22 protein-coding genes and 1 tRNA gene are annotated in these 22,712 nt (G+C 62.7%); 16 read left to right on the top strand and 7 right to left on the bottom strand.

The window, feature by feature from the left end:
- Positions 1-33: 33 nt before the first annotated feature.
- Both HMPREF0326_RS00590 and HMPREF0326_RS00585 read left to right on the top strand, forming a co-directional pair.
- On the top strand, positions 34-663 hold the full coding sequence (locus HMPREF0326_RS00590) for a DUF47 domain-containing protein (protein ID WP_008681892.1): 630 nt from the start codon (positions 34-36) through the stop codon (positions 661-663).
- Positions 656-1,660 carry an inorganic phosphate transporter gene (locus HMPREF0326_RS00585; RefSeq protein WP_008681890.1) on the top strand — a complete coding sequence of 335 codons (1,005 nt, stop codon included), beginning with the start codon at positions 656-658 and terminating at the stop codon, positions 1,658-1,660. The genes HMPREF0326_RS00590 and HMPREF0326_RS00585 overlap by 8 nt, the downstream gene beginning before the upstream one ends.
- Before the next feature lie 207 nt (positions 1,661-1,867).
- Here the strand turns inward: HMPREF0326_RS00585 and HMPREF0326_RS00580 are convergent, their stop codons facing one another.
- The 4 genes from HMPREF0326_RS00580 to HMPREF0326_RS00565 form a co-directional block, all read right to left on the bottom strand.
- On the bottom strand, positions 1,868-2,089 hold the full coding sequence (locus tag HMPREF0326_RS00580; protein ID WP_008681889.1) for a TraR/DksA family transcriptional regulator: 222 nt from the start codon (positions 2,087-2,089) through the stop codon (positions 1,868-1,870).
- Between the two features lie 554 nt (positions 2,090-2,643).
- Positions 2,644-3,843 (bottom strand): aspartate aminotransferase family protein, encoded by a 1,200-nt coding sequence (locus HMPREF0326_RS00575; RefSeq protein WP_020990107.1) that lies wholly within the window; start codon positions 3,841-3,843, stop codon positions 2,644-2,646.
- A 146-nt stretch (positions 3,844-3,989) separates the two neighbouring features.
- Positions 3,990-4,517 (bottom strand): dUTP diphosphatase, encoded by a 528-nt coding sequence (gene dut, locus HMPREF0326_RS00570; protein ID WP_020990106.1) that lies wholly within the window; start codon positions 4,515-4,517, stop codon positions 3,990-3,992.
- A complete protein-coding gene (locus HMPREF0326_RS00565) occupies positions 4,514-4,975 on the bottom strand; it encodes a hypothetical protein (protein WP_020990105.1) in 462 nt (153 codons plus the stop codon). Before HMPREF0326_RS00565 ends, dut begins: the two co-directional genes overlap by 4 nt.
- A gap of 443 nt (positions 4,976-5,418) precedes the next feature.
- Here HMPREF0326_RS00565 and trmFO point away from each other — a divergent pair, with 443 nt between their 5' ends.
- A complete protein-coding gene (trmFO, locus tag HMPREF0326_RS00560; protein ID WP_009302885.1) occupies positions 5,419-6,780 on the top strand; it encodes a methylenetetrahydrofolate--tRNA-(uracil(54)-C(5))-methyltransferase (FADH(2)-oxidizing) TrmFO in 1,362 nt (453 codons plus the stop codon).
- Positions 6,781-6,817: 37 nt separating this feature from the next.
- The gene (locus HMPREF0326_RS00555; protein ID WP_009302886.1) at positions 6,818-7,165 is read left to right on the top strand and encodes a hypothetical protein; all 348 of its coding nucleotides are present in this window, start codon (positions 6,818-6,820) and stop codon (positions 7,163-7,165) included.
- Here HMPREF0326_RS00555 and HMPREF0326_RS16515 read toward each other — a convergent pair.
- A complete protein-coding gene (locus HMPREF0326_RS16515; protein WP_020990104.1) occupies positions 7,113-7,550 on the bottom strand; it encodes a hypothetical protein in 438 nt (145 codons plus the stop codon). The two genes, HMPREF0326_RS00555 and HMPREF0326_RS16515, sit on opposite strands and share 53 nt — an antisense overlap.
- Before the next feature lie 237 nt (positions 7,551-7,787).
- On the opposite strand from HMPREF0326_RS16515, the gene HMPREF0326_RS00545 reads away from it, so the two are divergent.
- The 12 genes from HMPREF0326_RS00545 (at position 7,788) to HMPREF0326_RS00490 (ending at position 20,365) form a co-directional block, all read left to right on the top strand.
- Positions 7,788-7,864, top strand: a tRNA-Val gene (locus HMPREF0326_RS00545).
- 149 nt (positions 7,865-8,013) lie between these two features.
- Complete coding sequence (thrS, locus tag HMPREF0326_RS00540; RefSeq protein WP_008681876.1) at positions 8,014-9,960, top strand: threonine--tRNA ligase; 1,947 nt, start codon at positions 8,014-8,016, stop codon at positions 9,958-9,960.
- A gap of 1 nt (position 9,961) precedes the next feature.
- Positions 9,962-10,492 (top strand): translation initiation factor IF-3, encoded by a 531-nt coding sequence (gene infC, locus HMPREF0326_RS00535; RefSeq protein ID WP_008681873.1) that lies wholly within the window; start codon positions 9,962-9,964, stop codon positions 10,490-10,492.
- A 103-nt stretch (positions 10,493-10,595) separates the two neighbouring features.
- The gene (rpmI, locus tag HMPREF0326_RS00530) at positions 10,596-10,793 is read left to right on the top strand and encodes a 50S ribosomal protein L35 (protein WP_008681871.1); all 198 of its coding nucleotides are present in this window, start codon (positions 10,596-10,598) and stop codon (positions 10,791-10,793) included.
- A 292-nt stretch (positions 10,794-11,085) separates the two neighbouring features.
- Positions 11,086-11,439 (top strand): 50S ribosomal protein L20, encoded by a 354-nt coding sequence (gene rplT / locus HMPREF0326_RS00525; RefSeq protein ID WP_008681870.1) that lies wholly within the window; start codon positions 11,086-11,088, stop codon positions 11,437-11,439.
- A 119-nt stretch (positions 11,440-11,558) separates the two neighbouring features.
- Positions 11,559-12,593: a phenylalanine--tRNA ligase subunit alpha gene (gene pheS, locus HMPREF0326_RS00520; protein WP_008681868.1), complete on the top strand. Its 1,035-nt coding sequence runs from the start codon at positions 11,559-11,561 to the stop codon at positions 12,591-12,593.
- A gap of 10 nt (positions 12,594-12,603) precedes the next feature.
- The gene (locus HMPREF0326_RS00515; protein ID WP_020990102.1) at positions 12,604-12,984 is read left to right on the top strand and encodes a hypothetical protein; all 381 of its coding nucleotides are present in this window, start codon (positions 12,604-12,606) and stop codon (positions 12,982-12,984) included.
- Positions 12,985-13,001: 17 nt separating this feature from the next.
- On the top strand, positions 13,002-15,407 hold the full coding sequence (gene pheT, locus HMPREF0326_RS00510; RefSeq protein WP_008681865.1) for a phenylalanine--tRNA ligase subunit beta: 2,406 nt from the start codon (positions 13,002-13,004) through the stop codon (positions 15,405-15,407).
- Between the two features lie 586 nt (positions 15,408-15,993).
- Positions 15,994-16,338 carry a MerR family transcriptional regulator gene (locus HMPREF0326_RS00505; RefSeq protein WP_008681863.1) on the top strand — a complete coding sequence of 115 codons (345 nt, stop codon included), beginning with the start codon at positions 15,994-15,996 and terminating at the stop codon, positions 16,336-16,338.
- Positions 16,339-16,381: 43 nt separating this feature from the next.
- Positions 16,382-17,104 carry a ribulose-phosphate 3-epimerase gene (rpe, locus tag HMPREF0326_RS00500; protein WP_008681862.1) on the top strand — a complete coding sequence of 241 codons (723 nt, stop codon included), beginning with the start codon at positions 16,382-16,384 and terminating at the stop codon, positions 17,102-17,104.
- Positions 17,105-17,122: 18 nt separating this feature from the next.
- Positions 17,123-19,117, top strand: a complete 1,995-nt coding sequence (gene tkt / locus HMPREF0326_RS00495; protein ID WP_008681861.1) for a transketolase — start codon at positions 17,123-17,125, stop codon at positions 19,115-19,117.
- A 78-nt stretch (positions 19,118-19,195) separates the two neighbouring features.
- Positions 19,196-20,365, top strand: coding sequence for a phosphoglycerate kinase (locus HMPREF0326_RS00490; RefSeq protein WP_008681860.1), 1,170 nt, complete (start codon positions 19,196-19,198; stop codon positions 20,363-20,365).
- 199 nt (positions 20,366-20,564) lie between these two features.
- Here the strand turns inward: HMPREF0326_RS00490 and HMPREF0326_RS17120 are convergent, their stop codons facing one another.
- Both HMPREF0326_RS17120 and HMPREF0326_RS00485 read right to left on the bottom strand, forming a co-directional pair.
- Complete coding sequence (locus tag HMPREF0326_RS17120; protein WP_198005345.1) at positions 20,565-20,729, bottom strand: hypothetical protein; 165 nt, start codon at positions 20,727-20,729, stop codon at positions 20,565-20,567.
- Positions 20,730-20,901: 172 nt separating this feature from the next.
- Positions 20,902-22,509: an LTA synthase family protein gene (locus HMPREF0326_RS00485; protein WP_020990101.1), complete on the bottom strand. Its 1,608-nt coding sequence runs from the start codon at positions 22,507-22,509 to the stop codon at positions 20,902-20,904.
- Positions 22,510-22,712 lie beyond the last annotated feature (203 nt).

Here is a 22,712-nt window from a genome sequence, read left to right as displayed (position 1 = left end):
GCCTTGCCGGTGACTCTTTTACCAGGAGAGCGCATGTTTGCCGCCTTGCTACCCAAGTCCGCGCCTTTTTTCGCCATGTTGCAGGAGCAGAACGGCTTGTTGCGCCGCATGGCCGGGTTGCTGGTCGAGATGCTCGAAGACCCCTCCAAAATGGACGACGTCCATAAAGAAATCGCCTTTCTGGAAGAAGAAGCCGACCTGCTGCACACCCGGATCATCCGGGCCCTTTCCCAAACCTTCATCACGCCCATCGACCGCGAAGACATCCTGCGCATCAATCAGGAGCAGGAAGAAGCCATGGACTGCTTGCAGAGTCTGAGCACCCGCCTGCATATTTTTGAATTCACTCGGGTGCGCTTTCCGGCCCTGCAAATGGCCCGGACCATCAGCGCCATGCTCGACCTCACCCGGCTGATGCTGGAAGGTCTGGCCCATCGGCGCGACTGCCATAAAACCCGCGCCTTCCGCACGCTGCGCGGCGAATGCGACATGCTTCTGGCCGTGGGCCTGGCCGAACTGATGGACGAGCAGCAGGAGGTCACGCCCGCCCTGATCATGCAAATTCTGAAATGGAGCCAGGCCTACGAGCGCATGAGCATGCTGCTGGAACAGGTCAACACCCTGGCGGAAACCATTGAGGAAGCGGTGCTGAAAAATGTTTGAGGTGCCCCTCCTTCTGGCCGTCATCGTGTTGGTGGCCCTGGTTTTCGACTTCACCAACGGCGCGCATGACTGCGCCAACGCCATCGCTACCGTAGTGTCCACCAAGGTGGTCACGCCGCGTTTCGCCGTGGGCGCGGCGGCCCTGCTCAATCTGGGCGGAGCCCTGCTGGGCACGGAAGTCGCCAAGACCCTGGGCAGCGGCATTGTGCTGCCGCATGTGGTGGAAGGCAGCCACGTGCTGGTACTGGCCGCCCTGGTGGGGGCCATCGCCTGGAACTGCATCACATGGTATTACGGCATTCCGTCCTCGTCCTCCCATGCCCTGATCGGCGGGCTCATCGGCGCGGCCGTGGCCGACGAGGGCTTCGGCGCGCTCAACGTCAGCGGCATTGTGGACAAGGTACTGATCCCCCTGGTGGGATCGCCCCTGGCCGGCTACATCGCCGGTTTTCTGATTATGTGGCTGATTTACTGGATTTTCGGACACGTCCACCGCAGCAAGGTCAACTGGACTTTCCGGCATCTGCAACTGGTGTCCGCCGGGTTCATGGCTACCAGCCACGGCCTCAACGACGCCCAGAAAACCATGGGCATCGTCACCCTGGCCCTGGTGATCTTCGGCGAGATCGACAGCGTGGAAGTGCCCCTCTGGGTCAAACTGGCCTGCGCCGGGGCCATGGCCCTGGGCACGGCCGTGGGCGGCTGGAAGATCGTCAAGACCATGGGCCACCGTATCTTCAAGCTGGAGCCGGTGCACGGCTTCGCCGCCGAAAGCTCGGCGGCTCTGGTGATTACCGGAGCCTCGTTGCTGGGCGCGCCGGTAAGCACTACGCATACCATTTCGGCCTGCATCTTCGGCGTGGGGTCCACTAAACGGCTCTCGGCCGTGCGCTGGAACGTGGCGGGCAGTCTGCTCGTTGCCTGGACCCTGACCCTGCCCGCCGCCGGGATAGTCGGTTTCATTTCCTACAAGTTGCTGCATTTCATCTGGAATTGACGGGCTGATTCGGGGCGATACGGCCGCGTCCAAACGCACAAAAGCCGTTCAGCTTTTGCAAGCTGAACGGCTTTTGTGCGAGGTGACGTCTCACCCTGACGATAAACTGAGGGCAGCCCAACCCTGAGAATGTCAATTCTTGAGGCTAATCCGCTCCTGGGGCCGTCCGGGCTCGCGTCCGGCGGCGCGGGTGTGCGGGAGGATGATTCAGCGATTGCTGTTTTCGCGTTCTTCCTGGCAGGCGCGGCAAAGGCCCACGCCGGGCAGCGCATCCAGACGTTTCTGGGGGATGGGATCGCCGCATTCACGGCAACAGGCCACGCCGTCGATCCATTCCGGTCCGCCGCGATCCATGGAAGCGCGCGCCCGCACCAGGGCGGACTCCCTGTCCAAGCGTTCCAGTTCGGTGGCCTGATCAAACACGTCCATCACTGTCTCCTTGCTTCTTGCGATAAGGCTGTTCGTCTTGCTGGTTTCGGTAAAGTAAGCGGCAACCCCGCCGGGGCGGGGTTGCCGTAAGTTTTTCGTTCTATTTTTCCAAAGACCTATGTTCTTAGCATAAGGGGGCGATGCTGTAAATCATTGATTGCCCGTCAATCAGGGCAGACGCATCTAATTCCAGGTTTTGTAGGCCTTTTATTTGCCGTGATGATCCGTCAAAACCAGCCTTTTGTGTGCTGGCGGCGTCATCTGGCGCTTTTTGCTGCTCATGTACTTGAGTACAGCTCTGCTCTCGATGCCCGTAAGGCTCGTCCGGCTCGCCCAACGGGCACGGCCCTTTGGGCCGCCTTCCGGTCGGTTTCCGCGCAAAAAGTGCCATTTTCCTTGCCAGCACGCAAAAATCCTATTTTTTAGGATTCTCCCGGCACCAGCCATCCGCCTGCGCTTCGCTCCGGCGGAGCAAAGGTGGCTTCGCCTCTTTTTTGTTCGTTCCCCAATCTATCGGGGAATAAAGACTTTTTAGATGCGTCTGCCCTGGCCCGTCAATTCGCCCGGAGCACATCTTCCAGCACGCGTACAAAACCGTCCAGATCCGCCTGGTCAATGGTCAGGGGCGGCAGCAGGCGCAGGGTGACGCCGTGGCTCAGGTTGCAGATGTAGCCCCGGCGCAGCAGTTCTTCCCAGACCGGTTGGCCGTCGCCGGTCAGTTCGATGCCCAGCATCAGGCCCACGCCGCGCACTTCACGGATTTTCTCGGGCAGGCGCTGTTGCAGAGCCGCCAGTTCTTCCTTGACGTGCGCGCCCAGAGCGGCCGCGCGTTCTGCCAGATGGTCGCGCAGCATGATTTCCACGGTTTTGGCGGCCACCGCCGAGGTCAGCGCGCCGCCGCCGAAAGTGGTGGCATGGCTGCCCGCCTCAAAGCCCCGGGCCATTTCGTCCGTGGCCAGCATGGCGCCCATGGGCAGGCCGTTGGCCAGGGATTTTGCCATACTGATGGCATCGGGCTGAAGATTGTAGTTCTGGAAGGCCCAGAATTTGCCGGTACGGCAGAGCCCGGCCTGGACTTCGTCGCAGAGGAAGAGGATGTCCTTCTCCCGGCAGAGGGCCTGCACACCGTGCAGATAGTCCTCGGGCAGGGGCACCACGCCGCCCTCGCCCTGCACCACTTCCACCAGCACGGCGGCCGTGGCGGGCGTGATCGCGGCCCTGAGAGCTTCCAGATCACCGGCGGGCACCTGCTTGAAGCCCTCGGGCAGGGGCGTGAAGCCCTTGCTCAGGCTTTCGCGGCCCGTGGCGGCCAGGGCCCCCAGGGTGCGGCCGTGGAAGCAGCCGCCCAGGGTAATGATTTCATAGGCGTCGCGCTGCTTGACTGTGCGCATATAGCGCCGGGCCAGCTTGATGCAGGCCTCGTTGGCCTCGGCCCCGGAATTGCAGAAAAAGGCCTTGCCGTGGTGGCTGGTGGAAAGCAGCAGCTTGGCGAGATCCAGTTGTTCCTGCTGGTAAAAGAGATTGCTTACGTGCCAGAGTTTGCGGGACTGGCGTTCCAGAGCCTCACAGACTTCGTCGTTGCAATGTCCCAGGCCCGCCACGGCGATGCCCGCCAGCAGGTCCATATATTCCTTGCCGTCCACGTCCCAGAGGCGCGCGCCCTTGCCGCGCGCGATAGCCAGCGGGTAGCGGCTGTATGAGCGGCAGAGCAGGTGTTCTTCCTCGGCTTTGACGGCGTTGAAGGCTTGCGACATGGAATTGGACTCCTTATGGGATTGCGTCTGAAAAGGGTTCACCTCCAGCGGGCGGCCCGGTTGACGGCATGTCCCGTTTTACCGGTGTCATCGCCGTTGGCGGCGGCAGGATACGAAAATCATGCGCGGCGAAGCTGCGGCCCGCTTCAACGGCCCGTGTGCCCGAAACCGCCCGCGCCGCGCCGGGTGGCGGCCAGTTCCGGCACTTCCTGCCAGACAGGGCGGACATAGGGCTGAAAGATCAGTTGGGCCATGCGCTCGCCGCGCTTGAGTCGTCGCTCTTCCCCGGAGGTGTTCAGAAGCATGACCAGGATTTCCCCGGTATAGTCCGGGTCGATGACGCCCACGCCCTGGGCCACGGTGAGCCCGTCGCGCGCGCCCAGGCCGCTGCGGGAGTAGACAAAGCCCGCCAGACCCGGCTGTTGCGGCTGCACGCTGAGCCCTGTGGGCACGCACAGCCGTGCGCCCGGCGCGATATGCGCTTCGGGCGCGTCCAGGCAGGCCCGCAGGTCGAAACCGGCGGAAAGGGCCGTGGCCGGGGCCAGAAAGTCTTCCCGTTCCTGGGCGTAAAGCTCGCGCGCGCCGGAGCGGACAAAGGCGACATGCACCGGGGCTTCGGCTGAAACCGGGGCCGGAACCTGGCCGGAAATGAGAGGAGTAGTTGTGGTCTTCACGCCCAGTCATGTAGCGCAGGAAGGCTGCGGGGGCAAGTGCGCGGGGGCGCACAGGCGTCATATTTGTCGTCTGCGGGCGGCGGGGTGAAGTCAAAGGAGGAGGGGAACCATGCGGCATAGAGATAGACCGCCAGCAGCATAAGGGGCACGGCGACCGTCGCCGAGGCCAGGGAGAGCAGCAGGAGCACAGTGCCGCGCACTGCCCGGCGCAGGAGCGGACGCGCGGCGTACAGCAGAACCGCCGTGGTCACCAGGGTGGCAAAAAATTTGTTGACGGCCGAAACGGACGGGTCCAGCGCGCCCGCGCCCCAGGACAGCAGGCAGGCAAGCAGCACGCCGGGCGCGAACAGGCCGAGGAACAGGCGGAATTCCTCCGGCTCCAGAACCAGTTTCGCCAGACAAAGCATGCCGGCGAGAGCCAGCAGCAGGCCGCCGAAAAGCATCAGAGCGGTTCCCATGCCGCACCTCCGGGAAGATTGAGAGTGACGGCCGCTGCCGGGCAGGAACGGCCCGCGCGGGCGTATGCCCAACATACGCCGACATTCCGCACGGGGCTAGTGTCTAAAGTAGATCAACTTTGAAATTTTACAAATTTCAAAGTTGACATTCCGGCGAAAAACGTGGTTATCGCTGCTGTCGCCTCCCGTATGGCTCCGTTGCCGCCAACGGGGACAGTCTTAGAATCCACGCCGCGTTGCTCTCGATGCCTGTACGCCCTTTGGGCTACAGGCACGGTCCTACGGGCCGCCGTCGGGTCGGTCTTCGCGGCGCGCCGCACCGTGTTCGGCGTGAGAGCAATTTCAAAGTGAAATTGCTCTCATTTGAAAAATCAGACACCGGACGTCTCGCCTTGCTTTTGGCGCTGTTTTCTTACAAGCTGCCGGGCAGAAAAGGAGCCATAATGAATCCGACATCCATTGCCGTGGTGGGCGGCGGCCTCGCGGGTTGCGAATGCGCGTTGCGTCTGGCCCGCGCGGGCCTGGACGTGACCCTCTTTGAACAGAAGCCCGGCTTCCGTTCCCCGGCCCATGTGAACGACTGCCTGGCCGAACTGGTCTGCTCCAATTCCCTGCGCTCGGACGAGGCCACATCGGGCGTCGGCCTGCTCAAGGCGGAAATGCGCGCCCTGGACAGCGATTTCATGGCCGTGGCCGATGCCTGCCGGGTGCCCGCGGGCAAGGCCCTGGCCGTGGACCGCGAAGCCTTCGCACAAGCCATGACCGCGCGCGTGGCCGCCGAGCCCCGCATCCGGCTGGTGGAGCGCCGCATCGACTCCCCGGACGATCCCGCCCTGGCCGAAAGCGGGGCGGGCACGGTGGTCATCGCCGCCGGGCCCCTGGCTTCGGGGGAGCTTTCCGCCTCCCTGGCCCGCACCCTGGGGGCGGAGCACTGCTATTTTTATGACGCCATAGCGCCCATCGTCTGGACACATTCCCTGGACATGAACGTGGTCTTCCGGGCCTCGCGTTATGACTGCGAGAACGGCGAACCGGCGGGGCAGGGGGACTATCTCAACTGTCCCATGAGCCGCGAGGAATACGAAATTTTTTATCAGGCCCTGCTTGAAGCCCGCAAGGTGGAGGCGCGCGCCTTTGAGCGCGAGACGCATTTCGAGGGCTGCATGCCGGTGGAGGCCCTGGCCGAGCGCGGCCCACGCACCCTGACCTTCGGCCCGCTCAAGCCCGTGGGCTTTGTGGACCCGCGCACGGGCCGCCGCCCCTGGGCCGTGCTGCAACTGCGCGCGGAAAACGCCAACAGCGAAACCTGTAATCTGGTGGGCTGCCAGACCAAACTGACCCAGCCCGAACAGGCCAGGGTGTTCCGGCTGGTGCCGGGTCTGGAACGGGCGGAGTTCGCCCGCTACGGCAGCATGCACCGCAATACCTACGTCAACGCGCCGGAAGCCCTCAATGCGGACCTTTCCCTCAAGACGTGTCCCCACGTCTTTCTGGCCGGGCAGATCACCGGCGTGGAAGGTTATGTGGAGTCCGCCGCCAGCGGGCTCTGGCTGGGGCTCGTGCTGGCGGCCCGGGCGCGCGGCGCGGAGTTGCCCACCCCCCCGGCGGAGAGCGCCCTGGGTGCGCTGCTGCGCCATCTGCAAACCCCGTCCAAGCGTTTTCAACCCTCCAACGCGCACTTCGGCCTCATGCCGGAACTGGGCGAAAAAGCGCGTAAAAAGGACCGCAAGGCCCTGTACGCGGCTCGCGCGCGGGCCGCCTTCGCGGCCTGGCTGGCCGGGATCGGTGAAGCGGGAGCCCTGTAGCGGAGGAGGCCGATTGGCCGCCGGAAAGGAGGCGACAATGTCATCAGCAATGGGCCTGGCCAAACTCGGATCGGCGTTGCGGCAAAACTGGCTGCTTGCTTTACTTGTGCTGCTGCAAAGTGTTCTCAATATAAAAACGCAACATGGACTGGGATTAGTCCTCATCCTGGCTGCGCAACTGGGTAGTGCGTGGCTGCTCTATGGGAAACCCGGCGTCTATGTAGCAAAAATATACTGTTTTGCACTTTCCGTGCTTGCTCTGGTGCTTGTGCTTACCGACTTCAAAATGGATTTTATTTTTAACTCCATGAAAAGTGATTTGGCTTGGTTTTTTATATTTCAATATTGGGACTTATTTGCGAAGCCGCCAGTATGCCTTTTATGATTTTTAAAAGAAAGCATTCTGCTGCATTATGGAGAGTTCCGACAACGATATTTTTTACAGTTATAGCATCATTTACGACCCTGTAATATGGTATGGTCGCGTTGGGCTCCGGCACATAGGGATGCAAATCCGAATGATTCCCCCGGCTGTGCCGGGCAACCACATAGTGGATGGAGTCCGGATAAAGACGCTCCTCCAGGGGCGCGTCAGCCGCCACCGGCAGAGTTGCGGGAGCCGCTCGCCAGTCTTTGGGGTAGATTTGCTCCGCCAGCGATTCGTGAGATGCCGCCAGCGGCGGCCTTTGTCCTGCCACCGGCGTGCCGTGTCTGGCCCCAAAGGGATGATGGATGCCCAGATGCCCGTTGCTCTTGCCTGTGTCGGCCATGGTTCCTCCCTGCTTGCGCGCGTCTGGGACGGCTTTGCGCGCGGTTTTGGGGACGAGCATAGCCTGCGGGGAGGATTCTGTAAGAGTGAAAGGCTTCAGTACGATCAACGCGTGAACGGCGCGGCTTTTTTGTTGCCGGAACGGACGGCGGTCCGAGGCGGCAAAAGTTACGGGAATCCGCCAAAAAAGAGTTGACGCTGGGCGCGGCAGCGGCTATATAGCCTCTTGCCTCTATGTAGGAGCGTAGCTCAGGTGGCTAGAGCACTTCCTTGACACGGAAGGGGTCAGCAGTTCAAGTCTGCTCGTTCCTACCAATTGCAATTCCGGGGATTTTCCCCTCAGCATAGAAAGCGCGCCGCGTAAAAGGCGGCCCGCGCTTGGGTGTCCGGCACAGTGGGGAGGTTTGCCTCCCCATTTGTTTTTGGGGCGTCGTGCGCCGGGCCCCGTGCAGAAGGAGCTTGTGATGGATGTCCGTGTGGAAGGGCAAATGGTGGACGTTCCCGCCGGGGCCGAGGTTGCGGCGGCGCTGCAAAAGGCTTTGAGCGGCAAGAAATTCAAGGCCGTGGTGGCCGCCGGTGCCGTCGTCGACGGCCGGAGCGAGCTGCTGGATCTTTCTGCGCCGCTGCCCGAAGGGTGCGGCGAACTCACGCCCGTCTATGCCGACTCGCCCGAAGGCCTGCAATTGATCCGCCATTCCACGGCCCATGTCATGGCCGCCGCGGTCAAACGCCTGTTTCCCACGGCCAGGGTGACCATCGGGCCGTCCATCGACAACGGCTTTTATTACGATTTCGATGTGGAGCGCCCCTTCTCCAGCGAGGATTTTCCGGCCATTGAGGCCGAGATGCAGAAAATCGCCGCGGCGCGAGAGCCTTTCAGCCGCGAAGCACTCTCCAAGGCCGACGCCGTGGCGCGCTTCAAGGCCATGGGCGAAACCTACAAGGTGGAGCTTATTGAAGGCATTGAGGCGGACACTGTTTCCCTCTATACCTGCGGCGACTTCACGGATCTCTGCCGTGGCCCGCATGTGCCGCATACGGGTTTTGCCAAGGCTTCCAAGCTGATGTCCGTGGCCGGCGCCTACTGGCGCGGGGATGAAAAAAATCCCATGTTGTCGCGTATCTACGGTACTGCCTTTGCCGACGAAAAGGCCCTGGCCGCCTATCTCAAGCAGTTGGAGGAAGCCAAGCGCCGCGACCACCGCAAGCTGGGCCGCGAGCTGAGCCTGTTCGCCTTCCAGGAGGACGTGGCTCCGGGCATGGTTTTCTGGCTGCCCAAGGGCATGCTGGTGCGCGCCATTCTGGAAGATTTCTGGCGCAAGGAGCACCTCAAGCGCGGCTACGACATGGTGCAGGGGCCGCAGCTGCTGCGCGTGGAGACCTGGCAGCGTTCCGGCCACTACGATCACTACCGTGAAAACATGTATTTTACCCGGATCGAGGACGACGCTTACGGCATCAAGCCCATGAACTGCATCGCGCACATGCTCATCTACAAGAACGAGCTGCGCAGCTACCGCGATCTGCCCCAGCGCTATTTCGAACTGGGCGTGGTGCACCGCCACGAAAAGAGCGGCGTGTTGCACGGCCTGTTGCGCGTGCGCCAGTTCACCCAGGACGACGCGCACATCCTTTGCGCGCCCGAGCAGCTGGAAGGCGAGATTCTGGGCGTCATCCATCTGATCCGCGACCTGATGCACCTCTTCGGTTTCCAGTACAAGGTGGCCGTGTCCACCCGGCCCGAGAGCAGCATCGGTACGGACGAGGCCTGGGAATTGGCGACCAACGCCCTGATCCAGGCCGTGGAAAAAGCCGGGCTGCCCTATGAGATCAATGCCGGAGACGGCGCGTTCTACGGTCCCAAGATCGACGTGCGCCTGCTGGACTGCATCGGCCGCGAATGGCAGTGTTCCACCATTCAGGTGGACTTCACTCTGCCCGAGCGTTTCGACCTGACCTATGTGGGCCAGGACGGCGAGCGCCACCGCCCGGTCATGGTTCACCGGGCCATCATGGGCTCGCTGGAGCGCTTCATCGGCGTGCTTATCGAGCAGTATGCCGGAGCCCTGCCCGCCTGGCTCGCGCCGGAGCAGGCCCGCCTGCTCACAGTCACCGAAGCCGGGGACGCCACTGTGGAACGCATGCGCGGAGAACTGCAGGCCTTGGGCATCCGGGTGACGGCGGACACGCGCAATGAAAAACTCGGTTTTAAGGTGCGCGAGGCCCAGGTGGCCAAAGTGCCCTACATTCTGGTTGTGGGAGAAAAGGAAGTGCAGGCCGACGGCGTGAACGTCCGCCTGCGCAGCGGCGAAAATCTGGGGCTCAAATCCATTGCGGACGTGGCCGCCCTGATCCGGGCGGACGCGGAAGAGCCTTTCAAACAAGGAGGGATGCGCTATAGCTTCGCCTAATATGAGACCGCGGCGTGAAATGCCGCAGGACGGCGTGCGCCGTAACGAACTGATCCGCGCGCGCGAGGTGCGCGTTATCGGCGCGGATGGTGAACAACTGGGAATTTTGCAGCGCAACGAGGCCATTGCCCTGGCTAAAGAAGGGGGCATGGATCTGGTGGAAGTGGCTTCCACCTCTGAGCCGCCCGTCTGCCGGATCATGGATTACGGCAAGTTCAAGTACGAGCAGCAGAAGAAGAAAGCGGAAGCCAAAAAACGCCAGACCGTGGTGCAGATCAAGGAAATCAAGGTCCGGCCCAAGACCGACGACCATGACTACGAAACCAAGCTGCGTCACATCCGTCGTTTTCTGGAAGACGGCGACCGCTGCAAGATCACGGTATTTTTCCGCGGCCGCGAAATCGTGCACAAGGACCGCGGCCTGAACATACTGGAACGCGTTGTGCAAGATCTGGCGGACGTGGCCAAGGTGGACCAGGAGCCCCGCGCCGAAGGCCGCACCCTGCAGATGTTGCTGGTGCCCAAGAAATAATCTTCTTGCGGCCGAATGTTTTTTAAGGCACTATGCCTTCCCCGGCGGTCTGGACACGGGCCTTCGGGCATATCCGTTTTTTTTGTTCTGTAAGGAGTACGCCATGCCCAAGATCAAAACCCGGCGCGCCGCGGCCAAGCGCTTTCAGCTTACCGGCAGCGGCAAGTATAAGCGCCGTCGTCAGAATCTGCGCCACATCCTGACCAAGAAGGCTCCCGGCCGCAAGATGCGCCTGGGTCAGGCCACCTTGGTGGACAGCACCAATGAAAAGGCTGTTCGTCGCATGCTGCCCAACGGCTAGCAAGCGCGGCCTTTTGCCCGCTGACGGCGGCATCCTTCGCTTTTTATTCCGGTCACGGGCCAGAAGTGTCCGCTCCCTTCATAAAAAGTTCGGGTTTCTTGTCAGCGACCAAAAATCCGCGCTTGCCCAGTATTGAGCGCGGCGGTTTTTTTTTCGACCCGTTTGGGGTCGGCGGCGCGCGCGGAGCCGCGAGTTCGCTTCAATCCGCGTCCCCCGGCAACGGGGGCGGAGCAAATTTTACCCACCCGGCGGGCTTTCCTCCGCCTGGCCGGTGTGAAGGAGGGGACATCCCATGCGTGTGAAGAGAGGTCTTGCCAGTCATCGTCGCCACAAAAAGTATCTGAGCGCCGCCAAAGGTTTTCGCGGGGGCCGCAGCCGCCTGTACCGCACCGCCCGCGAGGCGGTGGAGCGTTCGCTCCAGTATGCCTTTGTCGGCCGCAAGAACCGCAAGCGTGATTTCCGCACGCTCTGGATTCTGCGCATCAACGCCGGTGCGCGTCTGAGCGGGCTTTCCTACAGCCGTTTCATGCACGGCCTGAAGCTGGCCGGCATTGAGCTGAACCGCAAGGTGCTCGCGGATCTGGCCGTCTATCAGAAGGACGATTTCGCCAAGGTGGTCGAGCTGGCCAAGGCTGCCCTGAAGTAAACGGCATCTGGTCTATTTCTCCAAATGCCTTTCCAAATTTTACGGGCGGCGCGGCCAAAAGCCCGCCGCCCGTGTTTTATGAAAGCCTCAGCGCCGCGCAGGCGGCATCGGGAATCTGCATGGACCTGATTACAGCATTGGAAGGCCTGGTACCGGAACTCGAGCGAGGGCTGGACCAGGCTTCTTCATTGGAAGACCTGGAAGGCTTGCGGGTGGATTTTCTGGGCCGCAAGGGGCGTCTCGCCCAGATCATGAGCCGGCTGCCCAAGCTCGAGCCCGCTGAGCGTCCGGCCGTGGGACAGGCCGCCAACAGCGTCAAGGAACGCTGCAACGCCCTGTTCGAGGCGCGCAAAAGCGCTTTGGAAGCCGGGCGCGAAGCCGAGGCCCTGGCGCGTTTCGATCCCTCCCTGCCGGGTCGCGCGCCCTGGCGCGGCTCCCTGCATCCCACCACGCTGGTCATGGAGGAGATCTGCGGCATTTTCAAGGGCCTCGGCTTTGACGTGGCCTCGGGCCCGGAAGTGGAAATCGACCACTACAATTTCGAGTCCCTGAACATGCCCGCCGAGCATCCGGCCCGGGACATGCAGGACACCCTCTACATCACCGAAAAGGTGCTCATGCGCACCCACACCTCGCCGGTGCAGGTGCGCACCATGCTTTCCCGCAAGCCGCCCGTGGCCGTGGTGGCCCCCGGCAAGGTCTACCGCCGCGACTCGGACCTGACCCATACCCCCATGTTTCACCAGATCGAGGGCTTGATGGTGGGGCACGGCATCAGCATGGCCCACCTGCGGGGCACTCTCACCGCCTTTGTGCGGGCCGTGTTCGGCGGGGAGACAAAGGTGCGCTTCCGCCCGAGCTTTTTCCCCTTCACCGAGCCGTCGGCCGAGGTGGATATTTCCTGCTGCATGTGCGGCGGCAAGGGCCATGTGGACGGCGAACCCTGCCGCGTCTGCAAGACCACCGGCTGGGTGGAGATTCTGGGCTGCGGCATAGTGGACCCGGCGGTGTATGCCGCCGTGGGCTATCCCGAGGATGTGAGCGGTTTTGCCTTTGGTCTGGGCGTGGAGCGCGTTGCCATGCTCAAATACGGCATCGGGGATCTGCGCATGTTCTTCGAGAACGATGTGCGCTTCCTGGGGCAGTTCGCCTGAGGGTAGGGCCATGAGGCGAGTTCTGATTCTGCTTGCCCTGAGCGCCGCCCTGTGCGCGGGCGCGGTGCTGTCGGACGGCTTTGCCCCGGCTCCGCGTCCGGCCTGGGCGGCTTCGGCCCTGAGCCCCCGCCACTCCGGGCTGGAACCGCCGGGCGGCCCCAAGCCTCTGGAAGGCCTGCCCGCCGCCGGTGCGCAGTCGGGCACCACTCAGGGCGGCGGGGGCTATACCGACGCCTACGGCAATACCGTCGACGACCGCCCGCCCGAGGAAAAAGCGCCCCGTCAGCGCCCGCGCCCAGGTGCCTATGGTTCATACGGCTCCAGCGCGGATTCCCGGCCATTGCCGGACCCGACCCCCAGGCGGGAAACCCCGGCCTGGTCATTCAAATAAGCCCACAGGAACGAGATATGCTGCTTTCCCTTTCATGGCTGCGTGAATTTACGCCCTACGAGGGCGATGCCGAAGCGCTGGGCGACCGGCTGACCATGCTCGGCCTGGAGCTGGAGGACATTCAGCGCCCCTATGACGCCATCAGCGCCATTGTGGTGGGGCATGTGCTGGAATGCGTCCAGCATCCTGACTCCGACCATCTGCATTGCTGCAAGGTGGACGCGGGCCAGGGCGAACTGCTGGATATCGTCTGCGGCGCGCCCAACGTGGCCGCCGGTCAGAAGGTGCCCGTGGCCCTGGTGGGCTCGAGCCTGCCCGACGGCACGGTGATCAAGAAGGCCAAACTGCGCGGCGCGCCGTCTTTCGGCATGATCTGCTCCGAACGGGAACTGGGCCTCACCGAGGACCACAGCGGCATCATGGTCCTGCCGGAAAACGCCCCGGCGGGCGCGCGTCTTGTGGACGTGCTGGATCTGGACCGGGAGGTGCTGGACATCTCCATTACGCCCAACCGCGCGGACTGCCTTTCCGTGCTGGGCTTGGCGCGGGAGGCGGCCCTGGCCTTCAATCTGCCCCTGACCATCCCGGACCTGCCCCTGCATCTGGACGCCGACGGCCCGGAAGCCGTGGTGCCCATCGAAATCGCGGCCCCTGAGCTCTGCTGGTTGTATTCGGGCCGGGTCATCTCCGAAATCAAGGTGGCGCCCTCGCCCATGCGCGTGCGGCACCGCCTGCATGCCGTGGGAGTGCGGCCCATTTCCAATATCGTGGACGTGACCAACTACATTTTGTTCGAATGCGGCCAGCCTCTGCATTCTTTTGATCTGGACAAGCTCCGAGGCGGGCGCATCGTGGTCAAACCCGCCCGCGAGGGCGAGAAATTCGTCACCCTGGACGGCCAGGAGCGCGTCCTGACCGGTCGCGATCTCTGCATCTGCGACGCGGAACGGCCCGTGGGCCTGGCCGGGGTCATGGGCGGACTGAACACGGAAATTACGGATCAAAGCCGCAACGTCTTTCTGGAAAGCGCGGTCTTTCGGCCCGGTACCATCCGCAAGACTTCGCGGCGGCTGGGACTTTCTTCCGAAGCCTCCTACCGTTTCGAGCGCGGCATCGACCAGCAACGCACGGTCTGGGCTCTGGACCGGGCCTGTGCCATGATGGCGGCCTTCGGCGGCGGCGTGGTGCGGCGTGGCCTCTCCATTGTGGAGCCCCGGCCCTTTGTTCCGGCGCGCATCGCCTTTCGCCCGGCCAGGGCCGACGCCCTGCTGGGCGTGCGGCTGAGCCCGGAATTCGGCGAAAAAGTGCTCACCGGCATGGGCTGCGCTGTGGAAAAGAGCAACGACGCCTGGCTGGTGGAGCAGCCTTCCTGGCGGCCCGACCTCACTCGCGAGGCTGACCTCATTGAGGAAGTGGGCCGCGTGCACGGGCTGGACACCATCCCGCCGGTGCTGCCGCCCGTGCATCTGGACCTGGCGCGCGCCGCCGAGCCGGAGTCCCGCTATGCCTTCTGGCTGCGGCTCAAGCACTGGGGCGCGGGCCTGGGCCTCAACGAGGCGGTCAACTACAGTTTTGTGGGCCACAAGGATCTGGACCAACTGGGCCTGCCCGGCGAGGGCCGCATTTCCATCATGAATCCCCTTTCGGCGGAGCAGGACGCCCTGCGCACGGATCTGGCCCCGGGCCTGCTTCAGGATCTGCGCAATAACTTGGCCCAGGGCGCGCAGGGGTTGCGGCTCTTCGAGCTGGCCCATATTTTTGAGGCCGATCCCGCTTCGGAAACCACGGCCCGCGAAACCGGCATGCTGGGCATCCTGCTCTACGGCGCGCGGCATGACGCCTCCTGGCCGCATGTTGAGGCGGATATGGGCTACGCCGATCTCAAGGGCGTGGTGGAGCACCTTCTGCACTTCCTGCATCTGCCCGCGCCGGTCTGCCGCCAGGCCGAAGAGCATCCCTTCCTCCTGCCCTGCGTGGACGTGTTGGCGGAGGGCAGGCGTGTGGGCGTCATGGGCCGGGTCAAACCCGCCCTGGCCGAGGATTTCCACGCCCGCAAGCCCGTCTGGCTGGCTGAACTCAATCTGGAGTTGCTGCGCGAGCTGTATGACAAAGCCGTGGTCCGCTTCACGCCCCTGCCGGTCTATCCGCCGGTGCGCCGCGACATCACGGTCATGGCCGGGCCGGAACTCAAGGTCAGCCAAGTGCTTGACCATCTGGCCGGGCTCAAGCTGCCCCTGCTGGAAGAAGCCGTATTGGTGGACTGCTTTGAACCCGAGCGCGATGGGAACAAGGAACCGGCCCGCAACCTGACCTTCCGTCTGACTTTCCGCCACGCCGGGCGGACGCTCAAGGACGCGGAAGTGGACAAGGAGAGGGAAAAGGTGGCAGACTCGCTGGTACGGACCTTGGGCGTGCGGATCTGACGCCCGTGGGCTAGGGCCTGTTGACACTATGCCTTTTTGCCCGCTCGCTACGTCAGATTTCATCTGCTTTTTCGGTCGAGTACCAAAAGAGTACACTCCCTCAAAGCAGGCTTATCTTCCTTGCGAGCGAACAAAAATTCTATAGTGTCAAACAGGCCCTAGAGCGATTTACGATTGAAATGAGTGAATTCCTCTGGTGGCTGCGTGAGCGGACACCCGCGCCCAAGTGCAAGGGAGCGACCGGAGGCGGCGCAGCCGTGCCCGTTAGCCCAAAAGGGCTTACGGGCATCGACAGCAGCGATAAACCGCGTTTTTTCCGTAGCGCGGGCGGCGTAACGTTTGAAATGTATAACATTCAAACGCAACATGCTCCAACGTCAAAGTATATACACATTTTCAATGTGAAATGTTCTAAGGAAGCGCTGAGGAATGAAGATTTTTGTTCTTTGCCAAGGAAAGCGAACTGCGGGCGGAGGGAGTATATTCAAACCCAACCTTCGCATGGAGTGAGCCGGACGCGGGCAGAGGGCAAAAAGATTATTAACTCAGTGCTTCCTTAACGTTTTCGCGGCATCGGGGGGAGCTCATGTCGGAAAAAACCTACCGCATCGGCGAGGCGGCGGAGCTGCTCAATCTCAAAACTCATGTTCTGCGTTTCTGGGAAACGGAGTTCCCCCAGCTGGACCCCCTGCGCACGGACAAGGGCCAGCGTTTGTACACGGAAACGCATCTGGCCCTGTTGCGGCGCATTCAGCAGTTGTTGCACGAGCAGGGCATGACCATCGAAGGCGCGCGCCGCGTGCTGGAGGGCAGCGCGGTTCTGGACGAAAACCTGCCCGAGCGGGTGGCCGCCGTGCCGGACCCGGCCTTCATGCAGATGCTCAAACGGGAGCTGACGGCGGTGCGCCGCCTGCTGGCCGGGCGGCTCTGAACTTCCCGCCGCGTTGGCGTTCAGTCCATACGAGGATGTCCGCATGATTCTTTCCCCATCCCTGCTTTCCGCTGATTTTTCCCGTCTGGCCGAGGAACTGGCCGCGTTGGAAGCCGCCGGTGTAACCTGGTTGCATCTGGATGTGATGGACGGGGCCTTTGTGCCCAACATCACTTTCGGTCCCCCGCTGATCAAGGCCCTGCGGCCTCACAGCGGGCTTTTTTTTGACGTGCACCTGATGGTTGAGGAACCGGCCCGTTATCTGCGCGACTTCAAGGAAGCCGGAGCCGACCTGTTGGTCATCCACGCCGAGGCCGACCGCCATGCCCAGCGCACCCTGACCGAAATCCGCAAGCTGGGCCTCAAGGCAGGGCTGGCCCTGAACCCCGGCACGGATCTTTCCGCAGCCCGCTGGCTCGCGCCGGACCTGGATCTCTTGCTGCTGATGAGCGTCAATCCCGGTTTTTCCGGCCAGGCCTTCATTCCGCAGACGTATGAAAAAATCCGCGCGGCCCGCGCCCTGCTGGCCGAAGCCGGAGTCGCGGGCGCGCTGGTCCAGGTGGACGGGGGCGCCTGCCCGGAAAACGTGGCCGCCTTGCTGGATGCCGGGGCCGATGTGCTGGTTTCCGGCTCCGCCTTTTTCGGCCATAAACCTTATGACGCGCGCCTGGCGGCCTTTATGAAAGCCGCCGAGGGCCGCGCTGTGCGTCCCGGCCTGCGCGCCGCCCGCGTCTGGCGGCACGCAGCGTCCAATGCCAACCCGTAACGCCAAGGAAAGAGAGTCATGCCTACCCGCAGACAGTGCGCTAACGCCATACGCGCCCTTGCCATCGACGCCATTGAAAAATCCCGCTCCGGCCACCCCGGCGCGCCCCTCGGCATGGCCGACATGGCCGAAGCCCTCTGGCGGCACGGCTTCAAGCACAATCCCGCCAATCCCGGCTGGCTGGACCGCGACCGTTTCGTGCTTTCCAACGGGCACGCCTCCATGCTCCAGTACGCGGTGCTTCATCTCACCGGCTATGATTTTCCCATTGAGGAAATCAAGAATTTCCGCCAGTGGGGTTCCCAGACGCCGGGGCATCCCGAGCGCGGTCTGCCGCCCGGCGTGGAAATGACCACCGGTCCGTTGGGCCAGGGCATTTCCTCGGCCGTGGGCATGGCTCTGGCCGAACGCATGCTGGCCGCCCAGTTCAATACCCCGGAACAAACGGTGGTGGACCACCGCACCTATGCCTTCTGCGGCGACGGCTGCCTGATGGAAGGCGTCTCGCACGAGGCCTGCTCCCTGGCCGGGACCTGGGGCTTGGGCAAACTCATTGTGCTTTATGACTCCAACGGCATTTCCATTGACGGCAAGATCGACGCATGGTTCAGCGAAGACGTGGGCGCGCGCTTCCGTGCCTACCGCTGGCAGGTTATCGGCCCCATTGACGGGCACGACAGCGAGGCCCTGGACAAAGCCCTGGCCGAGGCCCGCGCGGACCTTTCCCGTCCCAGCCTGATCATCTGCCATACCCATATCGGCTTCGGCTCGCCCAAGGCCGATTCCGCCGCCAGCCACGGTTCGCCGCTGGGCGAAAGCGCCTCGGACGCCACGCGCCGGGCCTTGGACTGGCACGAGCCGCCCTTTGAGATTCCCCAGGATATTTATGCGGCTTGGGACGCGCGCGCCGCCGGGCAGGCCGCCGAAGCAGCCTGGAATGAAACCTTCGCCGCCTACAGGCAGGCCCATCCGGAACTGGCCGCCGAATTTCTGCGGCGCATGGCCGGGGATCTGCCCGCCGACTGGGCGGCCATTGCCGCGGGCATGCTCAAGGAAGCCGTGGACAAGGGCGAAAATGTGGCTACCCGCGTGGCCTCCCAGAAGGCCCTGGAACATCTGGTGGGCAATCTGCCCGAACTGGTCGGCGGCGCGGCGGACCTGTCCGGTTCCGTGGGCACCCTGACCACCAAGTCAGAGCACCTCAAGCCCGGCGCGTACACCGGCAACTACATTTCCTACGGCGTGCGCGAGTTCGGCATGAGCACGGTCATGAACGGCCTGGCCCTGCACGGCGGCTTCATCCCGTATGCGGGCACCTTCATGGCCTTTTCGGATCAGGCTAAAAACGCCGTGCGTCTGGCGGCCATCATGGGACTGCGGGTGGTCTGGGCCTTTACCCACGACTCCATCGGCGTGGGCGAGGACGGCCCCACCCACCAGCCTGTGGAACAGGTGTCCACTCTGCGCCTGACGCCCAATCTGAATCTCTGGCGGCCCTGCGATACGGTGGAAACCGCCGTGGCCTGGCAATCCGCCCTGGAGAGCCGCGACACGCCCACCTGCCTCTCGCTCTCGCGCCAGAAGCTGCCTTTCTTTGAGCGCGACTCGGCCCGGATCGCGGCCATCGCCCGTGGGGGCTACGTGTTGCGCGACTGCCAGGGCACGCCGGAAATCATTTTGCTGGCCACGGGCTCGGAAGTGGCCTTGGCCGTGGAGGCGGCGGAGCAGCTCAATGCGGGCGGCCGCCGCGCGCGCGTGGTTTCCATGCCCTGCGCCGAGATTTTCGACGCTCAGGACGCGGCCTGGAAGGAAAGCGTGCTGCCCTCCGCAGTGCGCTGCCGTCTGGCTGTGGAAGCCGCCTCGCCGGACTACTGGCATAAGTATGTGGGCCTGGACGGCGCGGTGCTGGGCATGCACAGCTTCGGCGCTTCCGCGCCGGGCTCGGTCATGTTCGAGCGCTTCGGCTTTACTACGGCCAATGTGCTGGAAAAGGCGCGCGATCTGCTGAAATAATGCAGGGCTGTCTTCTGCAACGGACGAAAGGCCGGTGCGAGGGCAGGCCTGATAACGCCAACCAAAGGGAGGCGCATTATGCCCATTAAAAAACTTGCGGATCTGGATTGCGGCGGCAAGACCGTGGTCATCCGGGAAGATCTCAATGTGCCCATGAAGGAAGGGCGGATCACCAACGACAAGCGCATCCGCGCGGCCCTGCCCACCATCAGGATGGCTCTCGACAAAGGCGCGGGCGTGATCGTGCTCTCGCATCTGGGCCGCCCCACGGAAGGCCAGTACGAGGAACAGTTCTCACTCAAGCCTGTGGCCGCGCGCCTGGGTGAACTGCTGGGCCGGGACGTGCCTCTGGTCAGGGATCCGGCCGAGGCCAAAGCGACGCCGGGCCAGTGCGTGCTGCTGGAAAACGTGCGTTTTCTCAAGGGCGAGAAAAAGAACGATCCTGCTCTAGCCGCGCAGTTGGCGGGCCTGGGCGACATTTATGTGATGGACGCTTTCGGCGCGGCGCACCGGGCCCATGCCTCCACCGAAGGCGCGGTGCGTCAGGCCAAGGTCGCCTGCGCCGGGCCGCTGATGGTGGCAGAACTGGCGGCCTTCGCCAAGGTGCTGGACAATCCGGCGCGGCCTCTGGCGGCGGTCATCGGCGGTTCCAAGGTCTCCACCAAGCTGGGCCTGCTGGATAATCTGCTGGCCAAGGTGGACAGTCTGATCGTGGGCGGGGGCATTGCCAATACCTTCCTGGCCGCCGCGGGTTACGGCGTGGGCACGTCCCTGTGCGAGCCGGATCTGATCCCGGAAGCCAAAAAGATCATGGAAACGGCCAGGGTTGCGGGCAAGGACCTGCCTCTGCCCGTGGACGTGGTCACGGCCGGGGAACTGGCCCCCGGACAAAAGGCCACGGTGCACGCGGTGGGCGACGTGCCTGCGGATGAAATGATTCTGGACATCGGCCCCAAGACCGTGGCCCTCTATGAAGCGCTGCTGGCCAAGGCGGCCACCGTGGTCTGGAACGGACCGGTGGGCGCGTTTGAAACCGAGCCTTTCGGCGCGGGTACCAAGGCTCTGGCCGAAGCCTTGGCCGCTTCCAAGGCTTTTGTCGTGGTGGGCGGCGGCGACTCCGTGGCCGCGGTGGAAGGCTATGGCCTGGCCGACAAAATGGGCTATATTTCCACGGGCGGGGGCGCTTCTCTGGAACTGCTGGAAGGCAAGGTCCTGCCCTCGGTGGCGGCTCTGAAAGACAGGGGGTAGGGCGGCTTAACGTTCAAAATGGACCGCTCTGGCGGACACAAGAGTGTCCGCCAGAGCGGTTGTACATTTTCAATGTGAAAATGCTCTAAAGAAATGTAACGCTAGGGGGAGACTGACTCCCGCGAACCGTGTGCCGGCTTTTGACATTTCACGCAGTCAACCTTACATGCTTTGGACGCGAACCCGCAAAAGGAGGCAATTAGTTATGCGCCGCCGCAGAAAAAAAGCGGATCTCCGGATTGTGATCCGGGACGAGGAAATCAAAATCCGCAAGACCGCTGTGCGACCCGGGCAGGCCCATCAAAACAAAAAACTGTATTCCCGGCGAAATGAAAAGCGCTGTTATGAAGAAATCCCCGGCCATGACTGGCCGGGGATTTCCCTTTACGGCGGGATAGCGCGTTCCTGGTATGGCTCCGTTGTCGCCAACAGGGACAGCCCTTCGGGCTGCCTTCGGTCGCTTTGTCGGAATCCACGCCGCGTTGCGGCGCGCCTCACGGTGTTCCGCGTTAGAGCAATTTCAAAGTGAAATTGCTCTAACGCGGATAATACAGCTGAAACCAGCGCCCCATAACGGAAGTTGTATCCTTGCGATCGAACAGCCGCTCTGCCTGCGCATCCACAAAGCGGACGGTCTTGCGTTCCAACAGGGAGCAACCCACATTCTTGAGCCGGATGTCGTTGCCCATGAATGTGGGCGGCACCGGCAGACCCAATAAATCCAGTAGCGTCACGCTCAAATCTATCTGCGAGCAATACCGGGTGATTTCCTGTCCATTGCCGCCCAGACCCGGCACGCCTCGGCGTGAAAGAAAAATCAGGGGGATGCGGTCCGGCGCAAAGTCGGGCCGTTGTGTATACCTGGCACCGTGCGTGGCGCTGTGATCAGCTGTGATGATCAGCAGGGTGTCGTCCAGATAGGGTTCCAGCCCGCGTAGAAAATGGCCCAGCGCCCTGTCCTGCGCGCACAGAGCGATAAAAAACGTATTTCCGGCCAGTACGGGAATGCGCGCGCAGGCCTCATTTTCCCGCGTTGGCGTGGTATACGGCGCATGGGTTTCTATGGTGGAAATAACGATGAAATTTTTGCCGCCGGGCCGCGATCGCAGGATCTCCAGGGCGTCCTCAAAGAGATAGCCGGACTCAATACCCCATTTCTCGTTGATATCGCCGACCTTATCTTCAAAATACTCGCGGAAACGGATATGGCTCGGACTGTAGCGCCGCGCAAAAGCCGCCCTGCCGCTGTCGATGAAGTGTCCCCAGCGACCGGACACCGCGCTCAGATAGTAGCTGGTAAAACCGGCGCGCTCTAACGACGTGAACAGATTGGGCGCGCTCCCCTGGTCGTCGTCATAACTGAGCCGGGAAGCCAGCAGGGCGTGCAGGCCGCGTGCCGTGGGCGCGGCGCTGGTGTAAAAATTGCGGCAGGCAAGGCCTCGCCCCGCCAGAGCGTCAAAATGAGGCGTGGCTTCGGCAGGAATAGTGCCATTGTACTTGTGCAAAAATTCCAGATTCAGGCTTTCCACAGCCACAAGAATGATATTGCGGAAAGGTAAGGGGGGTCCCGGAGGAGGACTTGTCCGCAACAGGCCTAACGCGGCCATGGCCAGCCTGTCGGCGGCCAGGGCTTCGCGTGGCGGCCCTACCGGAGCGCTACGGCTTTCTTGCCGATCATACCATATTTCCCAGGCGCTTTTCCAGGCCGGAATGCTCATCCAGCCTCGCCGCCGATCCATATCGTAGCGCGTGGCGCAGTAATAGCCGGTAGACAGTGAGAACAAGGCGATAATCAGCAGCAAAATCACTGCCGGAACGCGTTTGGACTGCCGAAGAGCAAAGCGCCGCTGGCTCCTGAACAGCCAGACGGTCAGCGCCGCTGTACCCGCCACGCCCGCAACGACGACAATTATGCCGTATTCCGGCAGAGCATCCAGTGCGTGCCGGGCTTCCGGCAGCACCTGCAGCAGAATGTCGTAATCAATAATCCGCCGTGCCGTGTGAATGAGAAAACAATTAGCGGCGTTCCAGAAGAGAATAATCAGCAGCCAGAATGCTGAAAGAATACTCAACAGTCGCGTTTTCCAGAACAGCGCGGCCAGACTGCATACGAACAACGGCCCGCAGTCCAGCAGGGTGCCCAAGGCAACTCGTTCAATCTTCCAACTGAGTGGAATCTGCTCCGGAAAAAATAAGGCGAGACAAAGGCGCAGGCACGCCACCAGAGCAACGCAGGCGGCCAGGCAGAGCGGATATCGGTCCGGTCTCTCTCTCTCTCTCTCTCTCTCTCTCTCTCTCTCTGCATCATCGCCCCCTTACAAACCCCAGAGTCAAACCTGTTTAGTTT

It is taken from the genome of Desulfovibrio sp. 3_1_syn3 (assembly GCF_000145315.2).
Lineage (GTDB): Bacteria > Desulfobacterota > Desulfovibrionia > Desulfovibrionales > Desulfovibrionaceae > Desulfovibrio > Desulfovibrio fairfieldensis.
This window is presented reverse-complemented; position numbering and strand designations above follow the sequence as displayed.

Coding starts and splice junctions, on each gene's coding strand:
- HMPREF0326_RS00565 (WP_020990105.1), bottom strand. CDS start 4,975: ATGGGAACCGCTCTGATGCTTTTCGGCGGCCTGCTGCTGGCTCTCGCC.
- HMPREF0326_RS00575 (WP_020990107.1), bottom strand. CDS start 3,843: ATGTCGCAAGCCTTCAACGCCGTCAAAGCCGAGGAAGAACACCTGCTC.
- HMPREF0326_RS00590 (WP_008681892.1), top strand. CDS start 34: ATGTTTGCCGCCTTGCTACCCAAGTCCGCGCCTTTTTTCGCCATGTTG.
- HMPREF0326_RS00490 (WP_008681860.1), top strand. CDS start 19,196: ATGCCCATTAAAAAACTTGCGGATCTGGATTGCGGCGGCAAGACCGTG.
- infC (WP_008681873.1), top strand. CDS start 9,962: ATGAGACCGCGGCGTGAAATGCCGCAGGACGGCGTGCGCCGTAACGAA.
- tkt (WP_008681861.1), top strand. CDS start 17,123: ATGCCTACCCGCAGACAGTGCGCTAACGCCATACGCGCCCTTGCCATC.
- HMPREF0326_RS00555 (WP_009302886.1), top strand. CDS start 6,818: ATGTCATCAGCAATGGGCCTGGCCAAACTCGGATCGGCGTTGCGGCAA.
- rpe (WP_008681862.1), top strand. CDS start 16,382: ATGATTCTTTCCCCATCCCTGCTTTCCGCTGATTTTTCCCGTCTGGCC.
- rplT (WP_008681870.1), top strand. CDS start 11,086: ATGCGTGTGAAGAGAGGTCTTGCCAGTCATCGTCGCCACAAAAAGTAT.
- HMPREF0326_RS00505 (WP_008681863.1), top strand. CDS start 15,994: ATGTCGGAAAAAACCTACCGCATCGGCGAGGCGGCGGAGCTGCTCAAT.
- HMPREF0326_RS00585 (WP_008681890.1), top strand. CDS start 656: ATGTTTGAGGTGCCCCTCCTTCTGGCCGTCATCGTGTTGGTGGCCCTG.
- HMPREF0326_RS00515 (WP_020990102.1), top strand. CDS start 12,604: ATGAGGCGAGTTCTGATTCTGCTTGCCCTGAGCGCCGCCCTGTGCGCG.
- HMPREF0326_RS16515 (WP_020990104.1), bottom strand. CDS start 7,550: ATGGCCGACACAGGCAAGAGCAACGGGCATCTGGGCATCCATCATCCC.
- thrS (WP_008681876.1), top strand. CDS start 8,014: ATGGATGTCCGTGTGGAAGGGCAAATGGTGGACGTTCCCGCCGGGGCC.
- HMPREF0326_RS00580 (WP_008681889.1), bottom strand. CDS start 2,089: ATGGACGTGTTTGATCAGGCCACCGAACTGGAACGCTTGGACAGGGAG.
- HMPREF0326_RS17120 (WP_198005345.1), bottom strand. CDS start 20,729: ATGGCCGGGGATTTCTTCATAACAGCGCTTTTCATTTCGCCGGGAATA.
- pheS (WP_008681868.1), top strand. CDS start 11,559: ATGGACCTGATTACAGCATTGGAAGGCCTGGTACCGGAACTCGAGCGA.
- trmFO (WP_009302885.1), top strand. CDS start 5,419: ATGAATCCGACATCCATTGCCGTGGTGGGCGGCGGCCTCGCGGGTTGC.
- rpmI (WP_008681871.1), top strand. CDS start 10,596: ATGCCCAAGATCAAAACCCGGCGCGCCGCGGCCAAGCGCTTTCAGCTT.
- pheT (WP_008681865.1), top strand. CDS start 13,002: ATGCTGCTTTCCCTTTCATGGCTGCGTGAATTTACGCCCTACGAGGGC.